A 24,643-nucleotide genomic window follows, 5' to 3' on the forward strand; every position below is an offset into this window, starting at 1 on the left:
TTACATTTTTTTTACGATAACCAATCGTTACCTGTAAGGTTTGCCTTTGCTATGTCACAAGTATATGCTTCTTCATAGATATATAGACATCAAGATAATTATTTTTTAAATATAGGTTTGTTAAAATGAAATCAAAAGAAATACTGGCTGGAATAATGATGGCCTCAACGATGCTGATGTCAGGTTGTTCAACTTATGATTCGGTGCAGGTGAAACCGAAAAAGCTTGAGAATAATTACTCTTATTACCTTCTCAATCCGCCACTGTACGAAGGTGATGTTGTACAGTACGAATTAAAAGATGGTAGCCATGATACTGTTACTGTTCAGACAACCACACCGCGGGCGCTGCTTACAAGTACCGGGCAGGCGGTTTCCTTTGATGATATGGTTTCGCTTGATAAAAAAGACATATCGAAAGGAAAAACAGCAGCAGCAATAGGGGCTGGCGCTGGAGTAACCGCAGTTGTCATCGTTGCTGTATTTGCTGTAGCACTCGGTGCGGGCTTTGCAGCAATAGCTGCCGGAGGTTAAAACTATTCAAGTCACGTCGTGACTCAGCCGCTCCCATTTAACAATATGTTATGTAACCTATGGCCTGAGCTCACATTGCTATCGAATTCATGAAGCCTAAGCACACAGTTGGTTGTCAGCAGGCAATTTTGTGTAGCGAGTCCGTCTGAGCATCGATAGAGCGACCCATCAAGTCATGCAGGGCATCTGAGGCGAACTGATATCCCATTCGGGTAATGAATTTAGCGACAATAAATACGACCAGTAAATCCATAAAGTGCAGCCCCAGCAAATTCCCGGTGATACCGAACGCCACCACTACGGATGATGCAGCATCGGATCGCGCGTGCCAGGCATTCGCAATAAGTAGTGAAGAGTTATGCCTCGGCCGGTCGCAAGCATATATCTAAAGAGAGTCTCCTTAATCGCTAGAGCCAGTAAAGCAATCCATAATGCGATCGTTTTACTTCCTGATGAGACTGTCCGTGAAAGAGCTTATTACCGGCAGACCACAGCATCCCTGGACCAACAAAAAACAGAATGTCCCCAATAATAAATTTCGCACCATTCTCGAAACGCAGATTTCCGTAATGGTGGTCATCATCAGAGTCTCGCTGGATTTATTATTTTCTACCATGATAACAAAGTCAGAAATAAGTCTAAAAATGAGTGAAGGCCATCAGAAATCAACCCTTGAGAACCAAGGGGCATGCCAGCAACGAATTGAACAATTTAAAGAAAAAGCTCTAATCATTACACTTGTACGATAGTGAGGTAGCAGAGGCTCTGGTCAGTGTTTTGGGTTGAACAGAATGACTGAGGCAGGCATGTCAGAAAACATGCTTATTGCCTGAAAATGGACTTTTTTTTGCCAGCAGGCTTGAACTGAACCCGATGTATTCAACAAAGCCCATTGTTATTAAAAGGAATGAATATGCATAACAACTGTAATGATTAGCTCGTCCATGAGGTAATCATTATCCCCCTTAAATTACGCGCTGGCGGCAATCAGCCCATTGAGAGTGTCGCTTATCTTCTCAACCATCGTAGAAATACTTTCCTTGGTTCTCTGATTGCGCTCGATGTTAATGCTGAAAATATCTGTTATTGTGCTGGGATGCCCGCCAAGAAGACATACCCGGTCTGAAAGCATTACCGCTTCTTCAACGCTGTGGGTTACCAGGAGCATCGAGCGTGTTTTAATAACCCTATTTTCCCACATTTCGATGAGATCCTGGCGTAGCTTGTTGCCGGTGAATATATCCAACGCGGAGAAAGGTTCATCCATCAGTAAAAGATCCGGCTCAACCGCCAGTGCCCGGGCAAACCCGACACGCTGGCGCATCCCCCCCGAGAGCTCCCGTGGATAAGATTTTTCATAGCCGATGAGGCCAATCAAATCCAACATGTCCATCGTCCTTTTACCGACTTCATCAGACGAAAGTCCCAGTGCTTGCAGCCCAAGAGCCACACTATCGAACACATTTAACCATGGGAATAGCGCAAATGATTGAAAGACCATACTGGTATTTTTTCCCGGCCCATTAACTGGCTGATCGCAGCACACGATGGAACCAAAATCAGGTTCGACAAGACCGGCCACCATTCGCAGCAGCGTGGATTTACCCGAACCAGAACGCCCAAGTAATGCAACAATCTCATTCTCCTTAACCTCAAGATTAATATGTTCTAGCACAACAACTTTTTGTTCCCGGTCTTTTTTGAAAGATTTAGAGATGTTTTTAACTTCTAATACAGCTTTTGAATGCTTCATAACATGTCCTGATGGCTGATTATTAATCATTAGTCGAATTTGAAACGGTTTTCTGCATAGCGATACATGGGTTGCCAGATGAAAATAATGCACAGTAGAACCATGAAACACATTGCCAGGCATCCCAGTGCTTCTTGCTGATTTAGGCCGGCATCGCTGGCGAGAGAGATAAAGGCACCGAGCCCATGAGTTTGTAATGTAATTTTTCCCCAGTTCAGTACTTCAGCGGCAATTGCGGTATTCCATGCCCCCCCAGCTGCTGAAATAACTCCAGTGACGATATAAGGGAAAATTGCCGGAAGTGTGAATTTACTCCACCACAGCCATCCACGAAGATGACAAACTTTACTCGCTTCAACCATTTGGCTGGGGATCATCGATGTGCCCGCGATGACGTTAAAAAGCACATACCATTGTGTACCCAGCATAATCATCGGGATGGTCCAGCTCCCCAGGTCCTGGTGCCATACCACAATCATAAAAGCAATCAACGGGTAAAAGACGTTGGCAGGAACCGCGGCTAAAACCTGGATAATCGGCTGGAAAAAACGTACCAGTTTAGGCCGTAGACCGATCCAGACGCCAAGCGGCGTAAAAATAATGACGCTGAGCACCATGGCCGCAATGACCCTCGCAGCAGTCAACCCCATCCAGCCGGGAAGTGAAGCCAGATATTCCTTAGGAATGAATAACCACAGCTGGTGGCCGTAATAAATGCATCCAACAACGATAGCCAGATACCATAGATTTGACCAAAGCCAGTTCATTTGTCCCAGGAAAGCAAACAAGCGATGAAGTCGTAACCCGTACCATGCTTTTGGTAATACAAATAACCAGAATAGGGAGAAACGTTTGCAGGCGAGCCCCAGTCCTCGCCCTGTCATTGAATTGCTCAGGCATTGATAGAACCATGAACTTGGTACCTTTCTGTCACTCACATCCTCGTACTTAAACTGATGGGCATAGCGGACCAGCGGACGGAACAGTAATTGGTCAAAGATGATGATATTAACGATTAGCGCTAATACTCCCCGGACGACGCCAGAAGGACTACCTTCCTGAAGCGCAATACCAATATAAGAGCCAACACCCGGTAAATTTGTACTGCCTCCTCCTACTGTCAGCATCTCTGAGGCAATCAACGCAAACCAGGCGGCAGACTGCGATACCATCGTATTCCACAGTAACCCCGGGAACGAATAGATGAATCCCAGACGCCAGAATTTCTGCCAAGGGTTATAGCGGAATACTTCCGTCGCTTCTGCCAGCTCGTTGGGTACCACTCTGAGTGTCTGGTACAGCGTCAGCATCATATTCCATGCTTGTGCGGTAAAGACTGCGAATATCGCTAAACCTTCAAGCCCCATAACGCTGTGCGGATAAAGACCGAGGAAAAAGGCGGTGGTGAAAGTCAGGAATCCAACTAACGGGACAGATTCCATAAAGTTGACTAAGGGCAAAATGACGCGTCTCATAGGCGCAAATTTTGCTGCCAGCACCGCAAAGACGATTGAAAATAGCATTGAATAAAATAGCCCGATTACCAGGCGCATGGTGGTACGAAGCGTGTAATAAGGAAGAACATGATAATCGAGGCTTAGTGCGGGTAAGTCGTGCCCATTGAATGCGCTATGCATCCCCCGCCAACCGTAGATAAAGAGGACAATACTTGCCACAAGAATAAAACAGACAACCATATCGTTAAGCACAGAAGTCGTCTTGCTTCTATGTTTTGTCAAAGCATGCATAATAAGAATCTCCGCTCATTATTCACGCTCAGGGGATGACCTTCACTGAACATGAGTGAATAATGCAGGATGAAATTTATAAACCCAAAATGGCCATAGAGGCGCGTCAGCTTAACTCAAGCCTCTATGGTACATTACGAATTAAGGCAGTAACGTGTTGATATAATCCTCAACAGCACGCTGTCTTTTATTTGCAAGTTTTTGCAGGAACCCACTGACGAAAGACTTTCCGCTAGCGAGCTTTTTATTGATGGCGAGTGGTGATGAATTCCGGACGGGCAGACAGGCATCCGCCAGAGTTGAAAAATGAATGGTGCTATTAGCATCAACATAAAAAATATAACGTTTGGTTGTGAGCAACATGCTACACCTCACCTAAGTGCATTAAATGAAAGGCCATTAACCGACAGTTTCAAGGCAACTGTCATGACCACCTCCATTGCATACACCTGATTTCAATGCAGATAGTCAGCCTGTGCTTAGCCCTCTCGATGGAGGTTCATCAGAAATGTTATGCGTCATAGCGCTTCTCCTCTTGAAGATACGGGGTTAATTTAGTTATGGCGGGATGATTTTCGATAAGAACATCACGCTAATTATTAGTTATTTTGAGGCGCAATCACATGTTAGGTGAAATTACTGCCCACCGGGACCGGCAAGCAGCGACAGGAACATTTTTGCTAGCTTGCCTTGTTATTTAATTTAGGGTAACTGTCCAACGAATAACTCCTGTTTGAAAGATGCCTTATTATAGCTATGTGGCTTGAACGGTAAATTAAAAAATCACTTCTGGTTATGAATTGTTTAGCTATGACAAGGTAAGAGTTAATGTTTCAAAATAATACGGATTGAATCGCTATGGATAATCCAGACACTCCCTGCCGTTAATGGACTGACCCCACCATCACAGCCGGGTAAACGAGGATACAACAAACCTATACATTGTCGAAAATATCGTTACATCGATGATCTGCAACAGTCATGATTCGTTTCATTGTGATTAGAGGGGCCATCATTAATGATTTTTAGACTATTGATGAGTCTATCTGGTTCTGTTGACTTAAAAACTGAAGTTCAGGAAAAACTGTGATGCCGGTTTTTCAGATAGCCAGCAGGAATATGCACCGGTCTAATAAACTCAGACCGTATTGATTGCGCGTTACGAATAATCCTTAGTCAGCAAATGATTAGAATTGTATATTGATTTTGATCAATTTTACGGCGATTTAGTTCAATGTAAATATCGATCGATTACGCCTTTCGTGATAGTCAATGGCTATCAATAATAATTAATTGATCGTTTTTGTTGATCAATATGTCTACGCATACTATCCTCGGCTTGTTTTCTGCACAAATTTGGTTCTTTTTTTGTTCAATTGGGCCGAGGTCTTTATGAAGTAACTTGAGCTCCGTGAACCGACGCAGAAACAGCGGCCGATGATGCGTGCTCTTATCGAACAGGGTAGGAGCATCTACCGCCTCAGGTTAAGTTGGCTGAATAAGCTGGGTCTGCGAATACGGATACGACTCGATGGAACGCTGATCCCGGCATTTCCTTGAGGATGGTGAACCTGCATGTTGGATAATTCATTCTCTTAATTAAACGAGGTTTTTACATGATATTAAAACTGATTCCGATTGCTTCGCTAGTTTTTCTGGCGGCCTGTTCATCCTCTGGCGCGGCTCATTCCCCGGACAATAAGGCAGTCAGTAAAAATATGACCCCGTCAGTAAAGTACGCCAGCGGAAGAAACTCCCTGACTCCGGTTTATACTATTACTTCCAGCAACAACAGTTGTGTGGATAATTTTAATTTTCTGCGGCGTGCCGGAAGTGAGCAGTATCAAAAATATTCACAGGACTATATAAAAATTGGCAACGGGTATACGTTTCTGAACACCAATAAAAATATTATGGGGGACGATGCGAAAGCAGTATATACCATGAGGCTTGATATGAGGCTGGATACCTTATGTAACCGCGTTAATTATGCTGGATATCAGGTTGTTAAAGCAAAAATAAAAGAGCTATACGGAATTTAAGCTATTTCCTTGGCTGTCTGTCCGGAAATAAATGGTGCCGGGTGCATACTACATGAGGCACTAATGCCGGGTTGTGGAGATAATCATAAAAATACTGAAAGGGTAAGAGAGGCTTGTGATGGAAATGGCACTGACTCTTTTTCTTACGCTGTTATGCATCCTGTTTTATATTGGATGCCTGACCGGTTTTTTTTTGTAATCTGCAGAATGATATTATATATCTCCTGTCCGTTTTTTAATCTGTGTTTATTATTCTAATGATGGAATAGTCCATGTCCCCTGACATCAGACGTAATGCTTTTATTGCATGGCTGCTTATTATTATACAGTTTATTACACCCGTACTGACGCTGCTTCCGGCACCGGTTCGTGCGGATGTGGATATGTCTGCAGATATGCAGGGGACAATTCATGGACTGAACTCACTTATATTTGGAGAACCGGCGGGGCATCACGACTCCCCGCCAGTAGTTTCTGGCGAAGGGCAAACTGTAGCGCCTGTGGTCCCACTCTCTGCCGGCCCGCAAGGTCAGCGGGCAGTCCCCGATGCCAGACTGATTCCGGAGCCCAGGGTATCACCCGGTCTGCCAGATCTGACCCGGCCGGTACTGGGGCAGGGGAGGCCGCTGAAGGTTCCGTCAGAAAACATGTTGGAGAGGCATGTTGCGGGACGGTCGTCTGAACCTGAAGGGACGCTGGCCTCCGGTGCCATGCAGATGGGGTCCATGTTCTCCAGCGAGAACAGAACGGATGCTGCCATTAATTATGCCCGGGGAGTTGGCGAAGGACTGATTAACCAGAGAGTAAACGACTGGCTCAATCAGTTCGGTAACGCTAAGGTCTCGCTGGGGAGCGGCGGGCAGTTTTCCGGTGATATGCTCATTCCTCTTCACGACACCGACCAGAATCTTATTTTTACCCAACTGGGCGTTCGCCGGGGCCAGGAGAGAAATACAGTTAACCTCGGTGCCGGCTACCGGACGTATATGGACGACTGGATGCTGGGTGGAAACGTTTTCTATGACTATGACTATACGGGTAAAAACCGGCGTCTTGGTGGCGGTGCAGAGCTGTGGCGCGATTACCTGAAGCTGGGGGTTAACGGTTATATTCGGCTGACGAACTGGCACCAGTCGGTACTTTCAGAGATGGAGGACTACGATGAGCGTCCGGCAAACGGTTTCGACATACGTGCTGAGGGATATCTGCCCGCCTGGCCCTATCTCGGCGGTAGCCTGAAATACGAGCAGTATTTCGGCAGGGGCGTCTCCGTCAGTGACAGCACCAGTCCTGACACCCTGAAGGACAATCCTGCCGTGCTGACTGCGGGCCTGAGTTACACCCCTTTCCCCCTGATGACCCTTTCTGCCAGCCGCTCGGTTGGTGACTCAAATGATACCCGAATGGCCCTGGATATTAACTATCGGCTGGGAGTGCCGTGGTATCAGCAGGTCAGCCCCGATAACGTGGATTTAATGCGCAGTCTGGCCGGCAACAAATACGATTTTGTTGACCGCAATTACAACATTGTTATGCAGTACCGTAAGCAGGAGTTGCTGCGCATAGGGCTGCCGGAGCGGCGTAGGGCACAGGCGATGGAAACCATCACCATTCCGCTGACGATCGCAAAGGTCAAGTACGGCCTGAAGAGGGTTGACTGGTCGGTTTCTCCGGAGCTGATGGCCCGCGGTGGACGCTACAGAATACTGACTCCCACGGAAATTGAGGTGATGCTGCCGGCCTATATATTCAGCGGTGATCAGAAAACGCCGCAGACGTATCAGATCAGCGCGATGGCGACGGACAACCATGACAACCAGTCCAATACGGCAACGATGCAGATTGACGTTGTGCCATCCGATAACGGGGTGACTATCAAGTCGGACAAGAATAATGCGAAGGCGGACGGTCAGGGTACGGACAGCGTGCTGGTGCAGGTGACGGACAAAAAGGCGGGTCAGGTGGTGGCGCTGACGGCGGACAACGGGGCGGTCATCGCGAAGACGGTGACCACGGACGAGAAAGGCCAGGCGACGGCACCACTGACCAGTATGGTGGCAGGCGCCAGCACGGTGACGGCGACGATGCTTAACGGTAACTACGATACAACTGAGGTTCACTTCGTAGCAGACAGCGCGACGGCGCAGGTGAAGTCGGTTCTGCTGCAGGGGAATGAGGTCAGCAGGGTTGCCGACGGCAACAGCAGCTTCCGCTACGCGGTGATGGTGACGGACGCGAACGGCAACCCGGTGTCGGACCAGACGGTGACGGCGCAGGCGGACAAGCCTGACCATGTGACGGTGGCGGCGGACGGTGCCACCAATGCCGCTGGTCAGACAACGGTGACGCTGACGAGCACCACGACGGCGGTGTCGGACGTTCAGGTGAGCGTGAGGGCGGGCAGCACCGGCACGATGGTGCCTGCGGATAAAAAGGTCAGCTTCGTGGCAGGGGCCGTGTCGCCGGACAAGTCGGACTTTGTTGCCGCCCCCGATCACATTGTGGCGGACGGTCAGGCGGTTTCGACGCTGACGCTGACGCTGCGGGACGGCAACGGCAATGCGGTGTCGGGCCAGGCCGCGACGCTGAGCGCGAAGGTGGCGGGCGCGGGTGACACGCAGGTGACGGGGTTCACGGAGGGGACGGCGGGACGCTATACGGCCGGGCTGACGGGGACGGAAGCGGGGCAGGCGACGGTGCAGGCGATGCAGGGGGCGAGTCCGGCGAGCAACGATAAGCCGGCGGTGACCCTGACGGCGGACGCGGGCACGGCGCAGGTGAGCGCCCTGGCGGTGACGCAGGACGGCGCGAAGGCGGACGGTGAGGACGCGGACAGCGTACAGGTGCAGGTGACGGACGCACATGACAACCCGGTGGCGGACCAGGCGGTGGCGCTGACGGCGGACAACGGGGCGGTCATCGCGAAGACGGTGACCACGGACGAGAAAGGCCGGGCGACGGCGCCGCTGACCAGTAAGGTGGCGGGCCTCAGCACGGTGACGGCAACGCTGGGTGACAGCAGCCAGACCGCGACGGCGCACTTTGTGGCAGACGGCGCGACGGCGCAGGTGAAGTCGGTTCTGCTGCAGGGGGATGAGGTCAGCAGGGTTGCCGACGGCAGCAGCAGCTTCCGCTACGCGGTGACGGTGACGGACGCTAACGGCAACCCGGTGGCGGACCAGACGGTGACGGCGCAGGCGGACAAGCCTGACCATGTGACGGTGGCAGCGGACGGCGCCACCAACGCCGCTGGTCAGACAACGGTGACGCTGACGAGCACCACGACGGCGGTGTCGGACGTTCAGGTGAGCGTGAGGGCGGGCAGCACCGGCAGGATGGTGGACGCGGATAAAAAGGTCAGCTTCGTGGCAGGGGCCGTGTCGCCGGACAAGTCGGACTTTGTTGCCGCCCCCGATCACATTGTGGCGGACGGTCAGGCGGTCTCGACGCTGACGCTGACGCTGCGGGACAGCAACGGCAATGCGGTGTCGGGCCAGGCCGCGACGCTGAGCGCGAAGGTGGCGGGCGCGGGTGACACGCAGGTGACGGGGTTCACGGAGGGGGCGGCGGGACGCTATACGGCCGGGCTGACGGGGACGGAAGCGGGGCAGGTGACGGTGCAGGCGATGCAGGGGGCTCGTCCGGCGAGCAACGATAAGCCGGCGGTGACCCTGACGGCGGACGCGGGCACGGCGCAGGTGAAGTCGGTTCTGCTGCAGGGGGATGAGGTCAGCAGGGTTGCCGACGGCAGCAGCAACTTCCGCTATACGGTGACGGTGACGGACGCGAACGGCAACCCGGTGGCGGATCAGACGGTGACGGCGCAGGCGGATAAGCCTGACCATGTGACGGTGGCGGCGGACGGCGCCACCAACGCCGCTGGTCAGACAACGGTGACGCTGACGAGCACCACGACGGCGGTGTCGGACATTCAGGTGAGCGCGAGGGCAGGCAGCACCGGCACGATGGTGGACGCGGATAAAAAGGTCAGCTTCGTGGCGGATGTTTCAATAAAAGACATTGCAGTCAATGGTTATATCTTTGGAAAGGATGAAGGCTTCCCAACGACAGGTTTTAAAGGGGCGATGTTCACCATTGAGCTGAAAAACGGTAACGCTTCAGACTTTAACTGGAAAGCCGATGCTCCTTGGGTGACAGTAAAGGATGGAGTGGTTTCATTTAACGATACAGGAACCGGAAGTAAAGTTACTATTACCGGCACACCAATTAGTGGTGAGGGTAAAATTATCAGTTGGGATTTTACGCTGAAAAATTGGTTCATCAATAATGGTACAACTACCGGGACCGACATGGATGAAGCTAGTTTTTGCGGTTCGAATTTTTCTAAAGTGCCGACAATACAACAACTTAATGGGAGTGAAAGAAGTGATGGTAAGCGTGGAACTCTCGGTGGGCTTTGGAGTGAGTGGGGTAATCTGACTACTTTCAACGGATCAGGTTTTGTGTCGACGAATCCAATCACAGATTATACTGGTTACTGGACATCTCAATATGCCGCTGCCACATACATTGTCAGTCTAAGCAATGGAAAACTCGGTACTATTATTGGTAACTTTAGTGAATATATGGTGTGTCGAAAGTCGATGTAGTGATAGAAACCTGTAAGTTATTCTGTGTAACTGCCACTACGCCGAAGGTGATCGTGTAAGTATTCTGCATAATCGTGCCATTCATCTTTAGAGATCCTCCGGCATAATCAAATTAGTTTTAGCGGAAGCGGGCTACGCTTCCGCTAAATATGGACTCCAGGCTATTTAATAGCTTGGTTTTTTTGTTTAGCTCGGTTTATATTTTGCCTTCCTTTACTTGTCTTAGTCGTGCAAGGCAACAGCGCGGCTGCCCGGTTGAATGCTGGTGAACTGAGTAATCGCCCCACCTCGCGAGACCTACATTAGCGAACGCCTCTTCATTCGTCGTAATAGCCATAGCAAGCCCAACATAATAGCCAGATAGCCCATAACGTAATTTCCCTGTTGCTTTCGTTCAGAGAGCGCCGGGTCGGCAGCCCATGCCAGAAAGGCGGTAACATTCCTGGCGTATTGCTCCTCAGTTTCAGCTTTTTTCGATGCCGGGCTCCATTGGATCTCTCCACTCGTCAGTGGTTTTGGCATGTTAATCACGCCGCCTGGAAAATAACGATTAGCCTTCAGTTCAGGATCGGCAGGCAGATAGCCGGTTAGCAGTGCGTAAACGTAATCTGCCCCCTGGTCCGTGTAGGGCAGAAAAGCATCTAACAAAAATTGTGGGAAACCGCGATCGTATGAGCGGGCACGGACGATATAGCTCAGGTCAACGGGTTCAGCGCCATTGTTAAGGTATCGTGCTTCACGTTCATTAAGATATGGCGATATAAAGCTGTCATTTAGCGTACCGTCCCGCTCACCAATCTGGCCGTCATCCTGAATCTCAGGAAACTGATAGCCGCTGGCGATACTTCTTGCTTCTTCAGCCGTGAGTTCTGGACCGCCGGGTCTGGTCAGCGTCCGAAAGGTTAGGTGTTTCATGCCGTGACAAGCGCGACACTTCTCTTCATAAACCTGCAGGCCACGTCTAAGCTGCTCTTTATCATATTGGCCAGTAATGCCGCTAAAGCTCCATTCCTGGCGTTCAGGCCTGGCTTCCTGCGCATATGAGGAACTCAGCCCCAACAGAGAGAAGGACAAGACGCTGAATTTCAATAGTTGTTTCATCATCAGTCCTGTTTTTCAAGAAAACGACGGCAAGGTAAGACGATTAAAAACCAGGCAAACCAAATCAGCGTCGAAAGCTGGGATGCGGCACGGATCCAGCCCTCATCATTACGAAAACCGTCAAGAAGATCCGGGCCAACCAGCGCTTTCGACCCTAACCAGCCTAAAAAGCAGGCATTAATAACCCATAGCCAGAATCCGCACTTAACCAGTTTGCTGTAATGGCGAAAACGAGCCCGGGAAGTATCAAGCCAGGGTAGAAAATAGAAAATCAGTATTGAGCCGCACATCGCGGCTAGCCCCACGAATTCATTCGGGAAGCAGCGCAAGATGGAGAAAAAGGGAAGGAAATACCATTCTGGCGCAACAATCGCGGGTGTAATCGTTGGGTCAGCAGCAATAAAGTTGTCGGCGCTGCTCAGATAGTGCGGCGCGAAGAATAAAAACCAGGCGAAAACCATCAAAAAAAGAGTGATTTTTATAGCATCGAGATCGGTGATTTTGTAATCGAACAACAGGCTCCTGGACTCTTTCTCGCTAAACCTCTTTTTCATCGCCTGGGCAAAAGCCGACTGTACTGTACGTATATGGAAAACCGTGGCGACGACAATCACGAAGGGAAGAATAAAGTGGATAACATAAAAGCGGCCCAGCATCGGTGTCCCCGGAGTATGGCTGCCGACTAAATATGCGTAAATTGAATCACCCACCAGCGGGATGGCCTGGGCAAATCGGGTAATCACCGTTGCCGCCCAGTAGCTTTTTTGCCCCCAGATCAGGCTATAACCAAGAAACGCGGTCATCATCAGCAGGATATACAGCGTGACGCTAACCATCCACATTGTCGTCCAGGGCTTACGGTAAACGTTGTAGTACATGCCACGAAAAATATGCATGTAGCAGGCAAAGAAAAAGAGCGACGCGCCAATAGCATGCATGTTACGTAACAGCTCTCCATGGCGAACCGCGCGCATAATATGAATAATGGAGTCAAATGCCAGCTCAGCCGTCGGTACGTAAAACATCGCCAGCACGATACCCGTAAAGATCTGCACGCCGAGCATAACCAGCAGGATAGCGCCGATCGCAAATACCCAGAGTCCGGCAATTGAGCGAGGGAAAGGAATACGCCAGCGAAGCGAATAGACGCTTTCATTCTTCATTTCAGACTTCCTTCGCGCCGATACGCACGACCTGACCATCGGAATGAATAACGTAGTCTGGGATTGCCAGGTTGGTCGTTGCGGGCCCGCGCGTCACGCGCCCGGAGGTATCAAACTCTGAGCCGTGGCACGGGCAAATCCAACCCAGCCCACCCGGTCGGGCGTTAGGTACACACCCGGCATGTGGGCAATAACCTTGAACCACCAGCCATTGAGGATGGGCTGCAGAGACCCTGGCGCTGTCTGGCTGTGGGTCGATAAGCGTATCCAGGTCGGCACTTCTGGCAGTAATAATTTCATCCGGGGTGCGATGGTGAATAAGAATCAGCTTTCCCTGCCATACACGTCTGACGGTTTGTCCAGCAGCAACCGCTGCAAGAGAGACATCAATCGGTTCATTTTCCCCAAGCGTTTTTTCATCCGGGCCCAAGGCCGAAACCAGCGGCCAGACAGCAGCAGCGACGCCTGCCGCACCGACAAATTTTGTCAGTTTACACAGGCATTCCCGACGCTGTTCCTGGATTTCGCCATCTGGACGTTTATTATCTGCCACCTCGTATACCTCCTTAAGTGTCGCGGATTAATGTTTGTCGATACGCGCGTAAATTTCCTGAAAGCGCTTGTCAGCAATACCCGGCGCTTTGAACGCACGGTAGCTTTCTGGTAACGAGGCATCTCCAACCTTAATCAGCATCACCATGCCCTGAGCGTAATGCGGTGTACATTTGATGCCGTAAAACCCGGCATTGTCATAAGTAACTTCGATCTCTTCATCTATTTTGCCCATAAATCCAGGATAGCCAGCCGGAGACAACTCAGCGATTGAGGCCGCGTTGTGGCTTTTATGTTTACGGATAAACTTCACCGTATCCCCAGGCTGGATCTCCAGATAATCCGGCTCATAGACCATTGGCCCCGCAGACCCACGATTCTTCATCAACACTTCGTGAGTTTGTGCGAAGGCTGAAGAGGCGAAAGCGAGTAAACACAAAATTTGCAGACTCTGTTTGAGGTATTTCATTGATTATTCCTTAAAATTCATCAGGCCGTTGATAACGAATAAAACAGTTTGCACCACTTGCATCCCTTTCAATGATGGCGTCGATTCCAAACCAGGTGTGGAGGTTTTCGCGGGTAAAAACAGCGCATGGTTTCCCTTGCATCGCCATATGTCCGGACGTCATTACGATGATGCGATCGCAGAACATCGCGGCATGATTGAGGTCGTGCAGAGCAGCAATCACCGTGAGCTTTTCACGTTTCACGAGACTTAGCAGGCCAATCTGATGTTGAATGTCGAGATGGTTGGTGGGTTCATCCATCAGCAACAACTGTGGCTGCTGTGCCAGCGCCCGGGCGATATGCAGGCGCTGTTTTTCTCCACCAGAAAAGGTATGCCAGCAGCGGTGCTGTAATTCACTGAGATCAACCTTTTCCAGCATAGTCTGCACGATAACGTCATCTTTGGCGGACCAGGGGGAGAGCAGGCTAAGCCAGGGGGTCCGCCCCAGAGAAACGGCTTGTAAAGCAGTAAGACGCTCGCTGGTTTCAGCCTGTTGTTCGACCAGCGCCACCTGTTGAGCAAGATGACGCCGCGAATAATGCTGGAGCGCTTTTTGCTGCAGAGTGATTCGTCCTGAAGTCGGCTTCAGCAAACCAGCCAGGAGTGATATCAGTGACGTTTTGCCCGAGCCATTGGGGCCGATGATGCCGACAAACTCGCCAGGCGTTACGCTGAGTGAAATATCATCAACAATCGTCTTACCTTTTACCTTCCAGCGCAGATTACAGGCTTCAATAACGGCTTGTGCAGAGGTAATAAAAGGGTTTACGAGGTTCACCGTCATTTGTTCTGGTTTCCTCTAATCAGAATGATTGAAAACGCAGGGGCGCCAACCAGAGCGGTGATCACGCCTATTGGTAGAACCTGGCCGGGGAGTAACGTGCGGGAAATAACATCAGCGATAATGAGGAAGATCGCGCCGGTAAGCGCACTCACTGGCAGCAGTCGATGATGCTGGTTGCCGACCAGTAGACGAGCGGCATGCGGGATAACCAGACCGACAAAGCCGATCGCACCAACAATGGAGACCATAATTGCCGTCATGCCGGTGACGGCGGCAATCAGTACTGCACGGGTACGTTTTACCGGAATACCCAACGATGCCGCAGACTCAGCGCCAAAGGAGAACGCGTCGAGATGGCGGGCATAACAGAAGCACAGCACGATACCGACCAGAGCGGTTGGAATGGCTAAGACAACATCGGGCCAGCGTACACCGCTCAAATTGCCTAACAACCAGAACATAATACCGCGCGCTTGCTCGGCGTTTGCTGAGCGGGTAATGATAAGCGACGTAATCGCATTGAAAAGCTGTGAGCTGGCGATCCCGGCAAGGATGATCTGGGTTGTTACACCTCCGCCTTGTCTACCGCCAGCAGCCATTGCTAATAGCGCAACGAACATAAATGCCGTCAGCGCACCAATAAAAGCTCCCAATGACATACTGATGATCCCAGCCCCAAGCCCGGTGAGAGCAATCAGCACCGCTCCGGTGGATGCTCCGGCAGAAATCCCCAATAGATAAGGTTCAGCGAGCGCATTGCGTAGCAACGACTGCAGCACTACGCCGGAAACAGCCAGGCAGGCACCGCAGCTGGCGGAGACCAGCGCTCGGGTCAGGCGATAGTTCCAGACGATCCCTGCATCCAGCGCATCGACAGGGTAGTGTGCATCAAAAAGATGATTTGCCAGCGTGCTGAGTACGTGCTGCCAGGGAATCAGCGTTTCGCCGATGGAAATACCCGCCAGCAGTACGCAGCACATTAGCGCACTGACCCAAACGGCATGTCCACCTATTCTCATCGCAAGTTGACCAACGGCACGACGCATCCTGCGTGAATCACTCATGATTATCTGCGTTCCTGAGTAACGGAGATGCGCTATACCGTCCGAGGATATAGCGCAAAACGTAGATTAATGAGCAGCCTGCGGATGCGCTAAGCCATATTCAACAAGGGCATCCGCCAGTTTTTCCACCCCATCAATAGTTCTGATCCCGGCATTCATTGTCTGTACGTCAATGACCGGCAGATGGTTTTCCTTGACGGCAGGAACCAGTTTGGTGACAGGGTCGGACTTGAGGTATTCCATCTTGACCTTCCAGTCATCTGCCGGGAAACGCCGACGGCTCATCTCTCCGAGCACAATGACCGAAGGATTAGCTTTAGCGATGGTTTCCCAGCCCACTGTTGGCCATTCTTCGGCAGAATCAATCACATTCTTCACACCCAGCGTTTGGGCTATCCACGCAGCTGGGCCAAACTTCCCGGCAACGTAAGGATCGAGCTGCAAATCGGCGCTTGAGAACCAGAACACCGCGGAAACATTCTTATCCATTCCGGTAATTTTATTTTTCGCTGCGGCTTCACGTGCTTTAAGGCTGGCAATCAACGCTTCGCCTTTATCCTGAACATCGAAGATTTTCGCCAAATCGGCGACTTCCTGATACACCATGGCAATATCAAACATACCCTTACGGACACCATCACCACCATCTTCGTTATCTTTCGCACAGTCAGCCGGCGCGGTATAAACGGGAACCTTCAGTTCACTAAACTGTTCATAAGAGGCAACCGTGCCTGCTGGGCCGATTTGCCATTCAAACTGGCTGGCGACCAGATCCGGTTTTTTAGCCACAATCCCTTCAAAGCTGGGAATATTTTGCGCAATAACGGCAACTTTTTCATTTGCTGTTTTATAAGTATCCAGTACCGGGCCAAACCACAGTGAAGTGCCCACGACGCGATCGGCCAGCCCTAATGAATAAAGAATCTCGGTACTATTCTGTCCCACCGTTGCCACGCGCGTTGGTGCCTGGTTGAAGGTAATATCGCGGCCACAGTTTTTAATCGTCAGAGGATATTCGGTTTTTGCCGCGGCAGAAAAACCGGAAGTAAGCAGCAGAGCAGTCGTGCCCAAAATAGCCAGAAGCGTTTTTTTAGAGGAGTAAAAGGTAGAATTAGCGTGCATTATCATCGTCCCGTTGATGCCAGAATCTGAAGATCTGGTCATGGCTCATTTCATTCCATATATCGGGAGGAGACATGAAGATAGATGACATTCAATCGTGAAATTTAAGAATGAAGATATGCAAAAAATGCAAATAAGCGTTACTTAGCCGAAATCTTATTCATAAATACACTACTGCATTTGTCAAATAATTCATCCCATGGACCATCCCGTCCACTCAATGGTATACACCTTTGACAGCAGGTCTCCTGACTCACGGTAACCAGAATATCAGCCTTCCCATAAAGATAAACTTTACAGTGACCTGTGGCTTATTAACCACACAAGGATATTCTGCATCCGCCTACAGTTGCGGGGGCAGTTATGGAATTGAATTAAATAATTCTTACCATATTCCTATTCATATACAAAAATGTAATGAAATGCTGTCGAAAGCGACTCTAACGGCAATTGTTAACAAGGTCAACCATAGGGGGTAAGAGGCAAAAGAGAGTGGGAAACTAAAAATAATCAATAAATACAAATAGTTGTGTGTTTTTTTCTTTGCGTGATGCTGTAAATGAAAATAACAACGGGAAGCTAAATGATAATTGGTTGATGTTGATCAAATTACGAACATAATTCAATCTCCGCGTATGAAACATATTGATCACCATCAAAAATGCTGCGTATTAGCAGTTGAATCTTTTTTTTGTGAACTCTCCATGTGTACCAACTGCCATTCATCCTGCATATCCATAATCACGTTAAAATTGTTACGCAACCAGAAATGATAACCGCCGGGTAAAAAATGATGTGTGTGAAGATACAAAACTTTATATTGATGTTGCTGACAAAATACCTCAGCTAAGGAAAACAATTGACTGCCGATCCCCTGTCTGCGATAGCGTTCATCCACGTAGCAACGACAAATTTCCGCTGTTTCAGACAAGTTATAGCGTCCGCGCAGTTCAGCAATCCGATCATTATATTGACATACCGCCAGTGTAGCGATTAATTCTTGTTTTTCGCTCCATGCGCAAAGTAATGAATTCCTTTCCTGTAACAGATACTGTCGTTCGAGATCAAAGAGATCTTCTTCGCCAGAAGGCATGGATCTACCAGCATTGAAGAACAGATTAAGATGTTCAATAAGGAACGACTGAACAGCAGGAATATCGGCGTGAGTCATCTCACTAAACCTAAATGGGATCATGGCATGCATAACTCAATCTTAGAATGGAAGACGATAATAACAATAAGACTACTTTAAAAACAATATTGAGCGACCTGAGACAGACATGCAATTGTCAATGTTGCTATTCTGCACACAGATTATAAATGGGAAATATTGAGTTCAGGCAGGAATACTTTCTACCATTATGCACAATGAAGACGCCGCCATGGCGTACGCTTAAATTTTCAGCGTCTCAATGACCATTCGCAGGGCAGGGGAGACGTTGCGATGAGGATAATAAAGAAATAATCCTTCCATTCGCAGGCTGTAACGCTGCAACACCCTGATAAGATTACCGTGTTCTAAATCATCCGCGACCAGTTCGACAGGGACATAGGCCAGCCCAAGACCCAGCCGGGCGGCTTCTGCTTCCATATAGCTGTCGGATAATGCCCATTGCCCTTCAGGTTGATGGGTGATTTTTTTATCATTCTGAATGAGTTCCCACTGATATACGCTGCCATCGGCAAACTGATAGGCGATGCAGGGATGCGCCTTTAAATCCGCCGGGGTTTGTGGAAAACCGAAGCGGTGAAAATGTTCAGGCGTACCCACAACGGCCATCTCCATATCCGGCGTAATGCGCACCGCGACCATGCCCTGGCCGACTTCAGGCCCCAGACGAACGCCGGCATCGAATCTTTCCTCGATGATATCGACGAACCGGCTCTCATTCATCAGTTCTAGCCTGATATCAGGGTAGCGCTGTTTAAATACCGCCAGCTTAGGCAGCAGGCATTTATCAATGGCGTGCTGGCTGGCATTGATACGCACCGTGCCGGAGGGCGTCTCTCGATAATGCGCCAGCGTGGCAAGCCCACGATCTAACGTATCAAATCCAGATGCCGTCTTCTGATAGAGCTGCTCGCCTGCTTGCGTCAGCGACAGTTTACGCGTGGTACGCACCAGCAGCTGGACGCCCAGCCTTTCTTCAAGCTCACGAACAGAACGACTGACCCCTGATTGAGCGAGCCCCAGCCGCTGAGCAGCCGCGGTGAAACTGCCTTCCCGTACAACCTGCATAAACAAGTACAGCTCGTTGTAATTCTCCCTTTTCGCCATTGAAAAATCCCCCCGGAATGACAGCAAATTCAGTATTGATTTATAACAATATGGTATCAATCTTAGCAGTAATCGCCCTCTAATCAGCACTAATTCTGCTCACTATAATGAGCCCATCAAAACAAAGCACCGCAGCGTTGTCCGTCGGAAACCTGTATCTCTCTGTTGTTTTTTATGGGGATTTTTTATGAAAGCCTTCACCCGAACGCTAAAAACTACGATGCCGGCCATGCTGTTATTCGCATCATTAAGTGGAGCCTCAACAATGAGTTTTGCTGATTCAACCAATCCGAGTGCCCCTGTTTCCATGACAGATAAGTGGGACAAGACCTTCGCTGAGAGCCAGAAAGTCGAACATCGTAAAGTCTCGTTCCAGAATCGATATGGCATCACCTTAGTGGGCGATCTTTACCTGCCTAAAGACCGTGGCGATCGCAAGCTGGCTGCGATTGCGGTCAGTGGGCCTTTTGGCGCGGTGAAAGAGCAATCCAGCGGTCTGTATGCGCAGACGCTGGCGGAACAAGGATTTGTTACCCTGGCATTCGATCCCTCTTACACGGGGGAAAGCGGCGGCTATCCGCGAAACGTCGCCTCACCGGATATCAACACTGAAGATTTCAGCGCGGCAGTGGATTTCTTAGGGCTGCAAAAAGAGGTGGATCGCAATCGTATCGGGCTGCTCGGTATTTGCGGCTGGGGTGGCATGGCGTTGAACGACGCTGCGATGGATACCCGCGTCAAAGCGGTGGCTACCAGCGTGATGTACGACATGAGCCGGGCGATGGGCCATGGTGTGGGGGATGGCAAAGACCGTTATTCCACCGCCGACCGTCGTGCTGTTCTGCAATATCTGAACGAACAGCGCTGGAAGGATGCGCAGAGCGGCACCTTCGCACACGGCGGTCATGATATTAACGTCGACAGCAACGGCAAGGCCAGCGCGGGCGAGCGCGTTCTGCCAGAAACGCTGCCAGCAAATCCGCATCCGATACTGAAAGAGTTCTTCGATTACTATCGCATGCCGCGCGGCTTCCACGAGCGTTCCGTTAACTCGACCGGGGCGTGGACGGCAACGATGCCACTGTCGTTTATGAATATGCCGCTGCTGAGCTACGCCAGTGAAATCACCATCCCCACGCTTATTGTGACCGGTGAGAAAGCGCATTCACGCTATTTTGCTGAAGATGCTTTCAAGGCGATTGGCAGTAAAGACAAAGAACTGGTCGTGGTGCCAGGGGCAAATCATGTGGACCTCTACGATAACGTGGCCGGAAAAATACCTTTCGCGAAGTTCGAACAATTTTTCCAGACCAAACTGAAATAAACCCTCTCCTGAATTGATGCAAAGCCACCGGCCTCTGGCGGGTGGCTTTTATCCTGATCTTCGTGAAATTTCACTATGTCGACGCTAAACCAAACACCATCACATCCTCATCAGCGCGCATACTGGGGCGGTATTTTTGCCATGACCCTGTGCGTGTTTGTGCTGATTGCTTCTGAATTTATGCCCGTCAGCCTGCTCACGCCGATTGCCCGCGATTTAGGCGTGACGGAGGGGCTGGCAGGCCTCTGGGGCATGCTTGCAACCGCCGCGCCAACCAGGTGGTGGACATGGATTGCGCGTACGCTGCCCGACAACGCCGAAGCCGAGACGGGCTAATGGTCGCGGTGATTCTGCTCTCAATCGCCCTTGGGTCAACGGCAGGAGGCATCGTGTTTGACCACCTCGGCTGGCAAAGCGCGCGTAAAGGTTACATTCTGGCGGCTCATCAGTAACGGACTTGATACGATAAGCGCCACATTTCATTATGGGCGCTTTTTATGCGGCATAACGCTTTCCCTGCGCTATTTAAAAATATAATTCGTAGAATTCTCATATATCAAACATCTGGCTCTTAATGGAAACCTCTTACATTTTATTCTGAAAGCGACTTTTCAGTGCATGTCTATATTAAAATTTTAACTAAAATTCTACAGAACATATATTAACAACTATGTGCTAACAGTAAAATATCCTTGCAAGAGAATTTATAATGTTAACTATTTCATGTTGTTATAGTTGATTAAGGTTAGAGTTTAGAGTATCTTTAATCTAATCTTACATTCTTAATTAAAAGCAGATAATGACAATATGAAAGCCAGACTCTATAGTTTTTCAGAAGATGCAAATGATACTTTTGTTTTTAGATGGACCAGAAAACATTATGAGTTTTGCATGGATAACAATATCTTTTTAAATCATAGAGGAAAGAAAGTTTATAAAGAAAGGAATTTGCTACTATTATCTAAAGGTGACAAAATTCGAATTGAAGCTGATGTTATTGCTGAGCAATATTCAACTATGCCGGTAAAAAGTTTTTCCAGCGTAGGCGCATTTTCATTTCCAACCTGTCAATTGCCGGGTAATGTACGAATCGGCAGATTTTGTAGCATTGCATCAAATGTAAAAATCATGGGTGGGAACCATCCAATGAATCGTTTTACTACTCATATGCTTACTTATAATGGCGAGTTTGATAAATATGCTGCCAGCGAGTTTGGACAAAACTGGACGTTGAAACCATTTATCACTAAACCTAAGGATTTAACGATTGGCAATGATGTCTGGATTGGTAATGATGTTGTTTTAAAGGGGGGGATTTCAATTGGCGATGGCGCTGTTGTTGCTGCAAATTCTGTGGTTACTAAAGATGTGCCTCCATATGCTATTGTCGCAGGGGTTCCAGCAAAAATTATCAAATACAGATTTGAGTCCGGTATTATCGAAGAGTTGTTAAAAATAAAATGGTGGAACTATAATTACACCGATTTGCCTGATAACAGCAAATGCGACGATATCATAAATTTCGTCACTGAAATGAATAAGTTGATATCAAATGGTAGTATTCAACAAAAGATATATAAAAAATTCAATCTTACCGAAACATTCACAACTCTTTAGTTTACTATGCGATTGTTGGCGTTGAGCGTCTTACCATTGACAGCATACGCAGCAACGCTCGGACCAGGCAGCCCGGCACCGGGTGTGCTATGCGACAAAACTCTCTGTGCCGACGAGCACGGGCTGTCGCTGGCGTTAACCACAAAGTATCCTAGGAAGAGGCAAGGGGGCAGGCAGGCTGCTGCCGGAGAGTTTGACTCCACTGCCTTTACCTTTCGTGGCGACTCGTTTGGCGACACCACCGAGCGCCAGTATCGGAACGATCGCTATTTCGCACCAGATGGTAAGCGTAGCGGCAAAGTGAATACGCGTTACACCGTACTGTTGTTCGGGCAGAAGGATAACTTCTGACAGCCCCGGCGTTTTCCCTGTCTGCGCGGCGGGGATGCCGTTTTCCTCTTACCTGCACCACTAACTCTCAAAATTGAGAGGCCGATCCTCTGAGCAGGACTTTTGTCCTCAATCCTCTGCAAACGTCTGGTTACAATCCCTGCATATCTTCAATACCCATAATTCAGGAATTGTTATGACTGCACATATTAATGCCAAAGCGGGTGATTTTGCGCCAACCGTAATTATGCCGGGCGATCCGCTCCGCGCTAAGTTTATTGCCGAAAATTATCTAATTGATTACCGTGAAGTCACCAATGTACGCAATATGCTGGGCTATACCGGTTTATATTTTGGGCAACCTGTTTCGGTGATGGGACACGGAATGGGCATTCCTTCAATGACGCTTTATGCCCATGAACTGGTACATGATTTTGGCGTGCAGAGAATTATTCGTGTTGGTAGCCTGGGGGCAACACAACATCATGTCAAAATGCGAGATATTATTCTTGCCGTCGCCGCTGGAACCGATTCTGTCACGAATTTAAAACGTAGCGCGGGCTACGCAATGGCGGCATCTGCTCATTTTCCATTATTGCAGCAGGCGTGGACATTGGCACAGAAGTCTGGCATCGATATTAAAGTCGGCAATGTCTTCAGTGGTGATCTTTATTACGATCCTGACGAAAATTTAATACCGGCACTGGAAAAGTTTGGTGTGCTGGGTGTGGATATGGAAGTGGCAGGGTTATACGCTTTAGCGCATCAGTTTAATATTGAAGCGTTGGCTATATTAACCGTATCCGATCATTGCCTGACAGGAGAAGAAACGACGGCAGAAGAACGGCAGTTAACGTTTAAGAATATGATAGAGCTGGCGCTGAATACAGCTATTACGGCTTAGCATCAGCATTTAGATGAACCAATCAGAGATGGCATTATATGAAGAATAAAATAGCACTTACGCTGATTAGTTTTCTGGCAAATTTTATTATGGCGGGGTTTGCCAGTCAGTTTGGCATGCTGATTGAACCGATTGCACTACGCTACAGTGCCGATGTGAATACTGTTGCTTCGATATTTTCGTTGCTTAACGGTGGAGCATTAGCCGGAACCGTCGCCGCCTTTTTCTTGATTGAGAAAATCGGTGTTAAGCGTATGACGTTCATTATCTATTCGATAGTGTTCCTCTGCGCTCTGGCAATGCACTTAAGCCCTGGATTATGGCCGGTGATGGTCGCCATGACCCTGGTGGGTTTCTGCGGCGGGATTGGTCTGTGCGTAGCGGGAACGATCGTGGTATCAGTTTGGCAGGATCGCATTCAAAGTACGATGCTGGTGGTGCAGGACGCCACCTTTAACGTTGCGGGCGTAGTTTTTCCGCTGATCACTACCTTCGCCCTGACGCACAATATGTCGTGGAGTTATAGCTATCTGAGCGTAGGTATGGTGGCTCTACTCACGCTGGGCGTTGTGGCTCTCACCCGTTTTTCCGCCTGTGAAACGGCTCCTGCAGCGGATAGCGCAGACGTGGCGAAATCGGAGTGGAACCCAGGGATTATCAGCGGCGGTATAGGTCTGTTTTTAGGCATGCTGGCGCTGTATACCTTCCTGACCTGGGCACCATTGTTTGTGAAGAACAAATTTGGTATTCCCTTTGAAGAAGCAGGAAATATTATTACGCAATATTGGGGGGCTGCGCTGGTCGGCGCGTTAGTCTCAACCGTTATTGTTTCCCGAGTGAAAATACATTATTTCCTGCTAAGTATTATTCTGCTGGCTTGCGTAATTACATCCATTATTGTCACGAAGGAAAAAATCTCCGGGCTTGATTATCTGGCCTACAGTTACGGATTTGTCTGCGCAGCATTGTATAACTCCTTTATTGCCTACGGTGTTTCTTTCGTGAAGCGCGCGAGTAGCCAGAACGTATCTTATATTTTAATTAGCGGCAGTGCCGGGGCGATGTTTAGTCCGGCGATCAGTGCGCTAATGGAAAAAACTATGGGATTACAGAAAATTATGTACGCAATACCGGTGTTGTATTTAATCATCTTTATCATGTTGATGGGTACATTGAAACTTAAACGTAATTAAACACAGTAATAACG

General features: G+C 49.2%; 22 protein-coding genes, 2 pseudogenes and 1 riboswitch. Of the genes and pseudogenes, 11 read left to right on the forward strand and 13 right to left on the reverse strand.

Translation table 11 applies throughout. The annotated features are described in order from the left end of the window. The first annotated feature begins 125 nt into the window (after positions 1–125). Positions 126–533: a hypothetical protein gene (locus LA337_08085; protein ID UBI17639.1), complete on the forward strand. Its 408-nt coding sequence runs from the start codon at positions 126–128 to the stop codon at positions 531–533. A 115-nt stretch (positions 534–648) separates the two neighbouring features. Here the strand turns inward: LA337_08085 and LA337_08090 are convergent, their stop codons facing one another. Further along, complete coding sequence (locus tag LA337_08090) at positions 649–918, reverse strand: cation transporter (GenBank protein UBI18420.1); 270 nt, start codon at positions 916–918, stop codon at positions 649–651. 79 nt (positions 919–997) lie between these two features. Here LA337_08090 and LA337_08095 point away from each other — a divergent pair, with 79 nt between their 5' ends. Next, positions 998–1,282 carry a hypothetical protein gene (locus LA337_08095; GenBank protein UBI17640.1) on the forward strand — a complete coding sequence of 95 codons (285 nt, stop codon included), beginning with the start codon at positions 998–1,000 and terminating at the stop codon, positions 1,280–1,282. A gap of 221 nt (positions 1,283–1,503) precedes the next feature. Here the strand turns inward: LA337_08095 and LA337_08100 are convergent, their stop codons facing one another. From LA337_08100 to LA337_08110, 3 genes are all read right to left on the reverse strand, one after another. After that, positions 1,504–2,286 (reverse strand): ABC transporter ATP-binding protein, encoded by a 783-nt coding sequence (locus tag LA337_08100; GenBank protein ID UBI17641.1) that lies wholly within the window; start codon positions 2,284–2,286, stop codon positions 1,504–1,506. A 29-nt stretch (positions 2,287–2,315) separates the two neighbouring features. Continuing rightward, complete coding sequence (locus LA337_08105; protein UBI17642.1) at positions 2,316–4,034, reverse strand: ABC transporter permease subunit; 1,719 nt, start codon at positions 4,032–4,034, stop codon at positions 2,316–2,318. 141 nt (positions 4,035–4,175) lie between these two features. Next, positions 4,176–4,397 carry a hypothetical protein gene (locus tag LA337_08110; GenBank protein UBI17643.1) on the reverse strand — a complete coding sequence of 74 codons (222 nt, stop codon included), beginning with the start codon at positions 4,395–4,397 and terminating at the stop codon, positions 4,176–4,178. 1,253 nt (positions 4,398–5,650) lie between these two features. Between LA337_08110 and LA337_08115 the strand changes: the two genes are divergently transcribed. Both LA337_08115 and LA337_08120 read left to right on the forward strand, forming a co-directional pair. Then, on the forward strand, positions 5,651–6,076 hold the full coding sequence (locus tag LA337_08115; GenBank protein UBI17644.1) for a hypothetical protein: 426 nt from the start codon (positions 5,651–5,653) through the stop codon (positions 6,074–6,076). A gap of 272 nt (positions 6,077–6,348) precedes the next feature. Further along, entirely contained in the window at positions 6,349–10,686 is a 4,338-nt protein-coding gene (locus LA337_08120) for an inverse autotransporter beta domain-containing protein (GenBank protein ID UBI17645.1), read from the forward strand. Positions 10,687–10,983: 297 nt separating this feature from the next. Here LA337_08120 and LA337_08125 read toward each other — a convergent pair whose 3' ends face one another. From LA337_08125 to LA337_08165, 9 genes are all read right to left on the reverse strand, one after another. Further along, positions 10,984–11,790 (reverse strand): cytochrome c1, encoded by an 807-nt coding sequence (locus LA337_08125; GenBank protein UBI17646.1) that lies wholly within the window; start codon positions 11,788–11,790, stop codon positions 10,984–10,986. Next, the gene (locus tag LA337_08130; GenBank protein UBI17647.1) at positions 11,790–12,950 is read right to left on the reverse strand and encodes a cytochrome b N-terminal domain-containing protein; all 1,161 of its coding nucleotides are present in this window, start codon (positions 12,948–12,950) and stop codon (positions 11,790–11,792) included. Before LA337_08130 ends, LA337_08125 begins: the two co-directional genes overlap by 1 nt. Before the next feature lies 1 nt (position 12,951). After that, complete coding sequence (gene petA, locus LA337_08135; GenBank protein UBI17648.1) at positions 12,952–13,503, reverse strand: ubiquinol-cytochrome c reductase iron-sulfur subunit; 552 nt, start codon at positions 13,501–13,503, stop codon at positions 12,952–12,954. Positions 13,504–13,530: 27 nt separating this feature from the next. Then, positions 13,531–13,971: a pseudoazurin gene (locus LA337_08140; protein ID UBI17649.1), complete on the reverse strand. Its 441-nt coding sequence runs from the start codon at positions 13,969–13,971 to the stop codon at positions 13,531–13,533. Positions 13,972–13,981: 10 nt separating this feature from the next. Beyond that, a complete protein-coding gene (locus LA337_08145; GenBank protein ID UBI17650.1) occupies positions 13,982–14,797 on the reverse strand; it encodes an ABC transporter ATP-binding protein in 816 nt (271 codons plus the stop codon). Further along, complete coding sequence (locus tag LA337_08150; GenBank protein UBI17651.1) at positions 14,794–15,861, reverse strand: iron ABC transporter permease; 1,068 nt, start codon at positions 15,859–15,861, stop codon at positions 14,794–14,796. The genes LA337_08145 and LA337_08150 overlap by 4 nt, the downstream gene beginning before the upstream one ends. Positions 15,862–15,927: 66 nt before the next feature. Then, the gene (locus tag LA337_08155) at positions 15,928–16,983 is read right to left on the reverse strand and encodes an ABC transporter substrate-binding protein (GenBank protein UBI17652.1); all 1,056 of its coding nucleotides are present in this window, start codon (positions 16,981–16,983) and stop codon (positions 15,928–15,930) included. Positions 16,984–17,203: 220 nt separating this feature from the next. Next, positions 17,204–17,428: riboswitch (cobalamin riboswitch) on the reverse strand. A 210-nt stretch (positions 17,429–17,638) separates the two neighbouring features. After that, a complete protein-coding gene (locus LA337_08160) occupies positions 17,639–18,178 on the reverse strand; it encodes a GNAT family N-acetyltransferase (GenBank protein UBI18421.1) in 540 nt (179 codons plus the stop codon). Positions 18,179–18,376: 198 nt separating this feature from the next. Then, positions 18,377–19,261 (reverse strand): LysR family transcriptional regulator, encoded by an 885-nt coding sequence (locus LA337_08165; protein ID UBI17653.1) that lies wholly within the window; start codon positions 19,259–19,261, stop codon positions 18,377–18,379. Positions 19,262–19,526: 265 nt separating this feature from the next. On the opposite strand from LA337_08165, the gene LA337_08170 reads away from it, so the two are divergent. From LA337_08170 to tsgA, 7 genes and pseudogenes are all read left to right on the forward strand, one after another. Beyond that, positions 19,527–20,585 (forward strand): alpha/beta hydrolase, encoded by a 1,059-nt coding sequence (locus LA337_08170; protein ID UBI17654.1) that lies wholly within the window; start codon positions 19,527–19,529, stop codon positions 20,583–20,585. A gap of 75 nt (positions 20,586–20,660) precedes the next feature. Beyond that, positions 20,661–20,828, forward strand: a pseudogene (locus LA337_08175) (MFS transporter). Beyond that, a pseudogene (locus LA337_08180) lies at positions 20,826–21,001 on the forward strand (MFS transporter). Before LA337_08175 ends, LA337_08180 begins: the two co-directional pseudogenes overlap by 3 nt. Positions 21,002–21,392: 391 nt before the next feature. Next, entirely contained in the window at positions 21,393–22,202 is an 810-nt protein-coding gene (locus LA337_08185) for a CatB-related O-acetyltransferase (protein UBI17655.1), read from the forward strand. A 36-nt stretch (positions 22,203–22,238) separates the two neighbouring features. Then, complete coding sequence (locus LA337_08190) at positions 22,239–22,553, forward strand: YcgJ family protein (protein UBI17656.1); 315 nt, start codon at positions 22,239–22,241, stop codon at positions 22,551–22,553. Between the two features lie 175 nt (positions 22,554–22,728). Further along, positions 22,729–23,436 (forward strand): purine-nucleoside phosphorylase, encoded by a 708-nt coding sequence (gene deoD / locus LA337_08195; GenBank protein UBI17657.1) that lies wholly within the window; start codon positions 22,729–22,731, stop codon positions 23,434–23,436. Positions 23,437–23,474: 38 nt separating this feature from the next. Then, entirely contained in the window at positions 23,475–24,629 is a 1,155-nt protein-coding gene (gene tsgA / locus LA337_08200; GenBank protein UBI17658.1) for an MFS transporter TsgA, read from the forward strand. Positions 24,630–24,643: the final 14 nt, after the last annotated feature.

The organism is Citrobacter europaeus (assembly GCA_020099315.1).
GTDB lineage: Bacteria > Pseudomonadota > Gammaproteobacteria > Enterobacterales > Enterobacteriaceae > Citrobacter > Citrobacter europaeus.